The following is a 3,465-nucleotide window of genomic DNA, read 5'->3' on the forward strand; positions in this document are numbered from 1 at the left end:
CGTGCCCTCGCCTTCCGCGCCTTCGGCACCGATGTCGATGATGGCCGTCGGCATCCAGGTGAAGGTGCCGAAGACTTCCCATTCCGGCGTGATGCGGCCGGTGATGTCGACGTCGATGCCCTGGGCGTGGCGCTTGCCGGACAGCACGACCAGATTGCTCAGCGGGTCGGTATTGCGCTCGTGCAGCTTGGTGGCGCGGAAGATGCCGAAACGCGTCGTCAGCCTGCCGTCGGCGCTGTCGTACTGGCCGCCCAGCTCGATGTTCACCGACTTCTCGGGCGGGATGTTGGCGTTGGTGGCGCTCAGCGAGTAGGTGTCGCCCGAGGTGTTGAAGGACGTCGCGCCCATCAGGTGGAAGGACAGTTGGGCGCTCGGCTGGAACAGCACGGCGGCGCGCTTGCTCCACTCCGACACGTTCATCTGGTAGCTGTCGGTCGTTGAGCGAGCGATCTTGTCGTAGCCCGGCGTGCCGGTGGCGTTGTAGCTGTAGTTGAAGTTGTCGTAGTCGCCCTTGAGCTTGTCGTAGCGCAGGCCGGCGAGCAGCTTCCAGTGCGGCGTGAGTGACACCATGTCCTGCACGTAGGCGCCGGCAGAGCGGGAGGTGTACTCGCTCGCCTTCAGAGGCTGGCGGCGCGACTCGTCGATGCCGGCACCATCGTCGGGCGTGCCGGCCAGCGTGCTGGGCTTGGTGAGGCCCAGCGCCGCGTAGAAGGCCGCACGCTGAGCTGCCGTCAAGCCGGGGCTGTCGTTGTAGACCTGCTTCTTCTCCTGGGCGAAGTCCACGCCGGTCATGACATGGTGCTCCATGCCGGCGGCCTTGAACCTGGCGCTCAGGTCGCTCTGCACGGTGATGGTCTGCAGATCCTGGATCTTCAGCTGGGTGCCGCGAGCCAGCACGGTGTTGGGGCCGAAGGTCGCCAGTGACGCGGCAATGCCGCCCGGCTGCAGGGCTGCAGCCGCGAAGCGCACCGTGCCGGCGCGCTGGTCACGCGTGTAGGACGCATAGCGGGCCTTGGTGACCAGCTCGACGTTGGGGCCGAAGCGGTGCGTGTGCGAGCCCATCACGTAGTTGGCCGTGCCCTTGTTGCGGTCGCTTGCCAGCCCGAAGTAGGCGGTCGGTGCCAGCGGCAGCAGCGTCGTGGCGCTGCTCGGAGCGGTCGGCGTGGGCTTGATCCACGGCATGCCGTAGTTCATGCCGTTGTTGTTGTCCAGGGCGTACAGCGTGAGGGCGAACTCGTCGTCTTCGCCAATGCCCGTGCGCACCGAGCCGGCCAGCCCGGCCTTGTTGATCATGTTGCCTGAGCCGTCGTTGTCGGCGCGGTTGACCATGGTGCCGATGCGCCAGGCCGTCGTCTCGCCGCTGCGCTTGTTGAAGTCGCCGGTGACGCGCAGGCCGCCGTGGCTGTAGGCGCCGACGTTGATCTCGTTCTGGTCGGCCAGCACAGCCTGCTTGGTGACCTGGTTGACCGCGCCGCCGCTGGAGCCGCGGCCGAACATCAGCGCACCGGAGCCGCGCAGCAGCTCGACCTTGTCGAGGAAGAAGGTGTCGCGGTCGTAGAAGGCCGGGTCGCGCATGCCGTCGATGAAGATGTCACCGGTGCTCTGCAGCGAGATGCCGTGGATCTTGATGTCTTCCTCGCCGCCTTCGGCCGCCTGGAAGGTGATGCCGGCGGTGTTCTTCAGCACTTCCTTGACGTTGTCGAGGTTGCGGTCGTCGATGAGCTTCTCGGTGACGATGGTCAGGGACTGCGGGATGTCGCGGATGTCCTGCTTGCCCTTGCCGATGCGCGTCTCGGTGGCCTGGTAGCCGTCCTTGCCTTGCGGCTCGGCAGTGGCTTTGGCGCGCACGGTGGGCAGCACGCTTTCTTCCTTGGCGGGCGCTTTCTGTGTGGGCGCGGTCTGGGCCAGGGTGGCCGTGGCCAGGCCGAAGCCGGCGGCCAGCGCGCCCAGGGGTAGCAGCGCCTGCGTCTTCGACTTGTTCGATTTGTTCTTGCGGGACATGGATTTCTCCGAGGGATCGTGTTGAATGGGCATGGCTTTGCCCACGGCGGCGCAAGGCGCCGCCCACGGCATGGCTACTCAGGGAAAGGAGGTGGGGTCAGCGGTCGACTTCGTAGGACATCGGCGCGATGACCTCCCACTCGACGGGCTGCCCGTTCTCGGTGTATGGCGCGAAGCGGGCACTGCGCATGTCCTGCAGCGCCTGCTCGTCCAGGCGGGCGAAGCCCGAGGACTTCGCCAGGGTGATCTCACGCGGCTGGCCGCGCACGTCGACGATGACGCGCAGGTGCACGACGCCGGACTCGTGCAGCCGCTTGGACATCAGCGGCACCGTCATGCGCGGCTCCTTCAGATAGCGCACCGCACTGGCGGGGATCTGCTTGATCTGGGGGGCCGGTGGGGGTGTGATTGGAATGACGGGCGTTGGCGCCGTCTGCACCGGAATGACCGCCGGCGGCGGTGGCGGCAGGGCCGCGACTACAGGAGAGGGTGCGGGTGCGGCGGCGACGGCGATCAACGGCGGGTCCACCATCGTCAGCGCCGGCGCCTTCAGCTCCGGCATCGCCACCGGGGGCGGTGGCAGCGGCTTGGGCGGTTCGGCCGGTGCCACCAGGCGCACGACGACGGGTGCCAGGCGTGCCACCGTGCGGTGCACATCCTGCACCTGGCTCAGGCCCCACAGCCCCAGCAGATGCAGCGCCGCGATGCCCACCAGCAACAGGCGCCGGCTGCGCGACGGGCGCCCCATCTCGGCAAAGCTGAGCCGCGGTTCCGGCACTCGCAACGGCAGCACCACCGCCGGCCGCGATGGGACGGCGACCGGCACGGGAAGGGCCGGATTGGAGGCAACAAAGGCGAGGGCGGGCTTCACGAGCGAGACAGGACCGTGTTCGATGAAAAAATCTTAACACGAATGCGAACGATTCCTATTTGATGCGGCGTCGCGATGCTGCAGTCATGCGACACCGCTCTGGCGGTGGCCCGATATGCTCGCGGCCATGACCAAGATCCTCGTTCGTTGGCTGCTGCTCGCTGGCGCCCTGCTGCTGGTGGCTCACCTCTACCCCGGCGTCATCGTCAAGAGCTTCACATCCGCATTGATCGCGGCCTTCGTGCTTGGCTTGCTGAACACGCTGCTGCGGCCCATCCTCGTGCTGTTGACGCTGCCGGTGACGGTGCTCAGCCTGGGCCTCTTCCTCTTCATCATCAACGCGCTGATGTTCTGGATGGCCGCCACGGTGCTGGATGGCCTGGYCGTGACGGGCTTCGCCGCCGCGCTGATCGGCTCGCTGATCTACAGCCTGTGCGGCATGGTCATCGACGTCGTCGTCGAGCGCGTGTTCCCTGGCGACTGAAGCCCCTCGCCCAGTCCCGCGCCGCTGAACGCGGGCGGGCCTGATCGGTCCCCCGAGGGGACGGCGATGCTTGCAGCATTGAGCCGCAAGCACATCGCCACAGCGGGCC

The 3,465-nt window shown here is 67.2% G+C and carries 3 protein-coding genes; 1 reads left to right on the forward strand and 2 read right to left on the reverse strand.

Annotation, left to right across the window (positions count from 1 at the left end; genetic code table 11):
• A partial coding sequence (locus AC1DU6_RS24105) for a TonB-dependent receptor (RefSeq protein WP_477860161.1) occupies positions 1 to 2,001 on the reverse strand: 2,001 nt, incomplete at its 3' end.
• A gap of 97 nt (positions 2,002 to 2,098) precedes the next feature.
• On the reverse strand, positions 2,099 to 2,872 hold the full coding sequence (locus AC1DU6_RS24110) for an energy transducer TonB (RefSeq protein WP_457322979.1): 774 nt from the start codon (positions 2,870 to 2,872) through the stop codon (positions 2,099 to 2,101).
• Between the two features lie 127 nt (positions 2,873 to 2,999).
• Between AC1DU6_RS24110 and AC1DU6_RS24115 the strand changes: the two genes are divergently transcribed.
• Positions 3,000 to 3,356, forward strand: a complete 357-nt coding sequence (locus tag AC1DU6_RS24115; protein WP_477860163.1) for a phage holin family protein — start codon at positions 3,000 to 3,002, stop codon at positions 3,354 to 3,356.
• The last annotated feature ends 109 nt before the right edge of the window (positions 3,357 to 3,465 follow it).

Source organism: Roseateles sp. P5_B10, assembly GCF_056400485.1.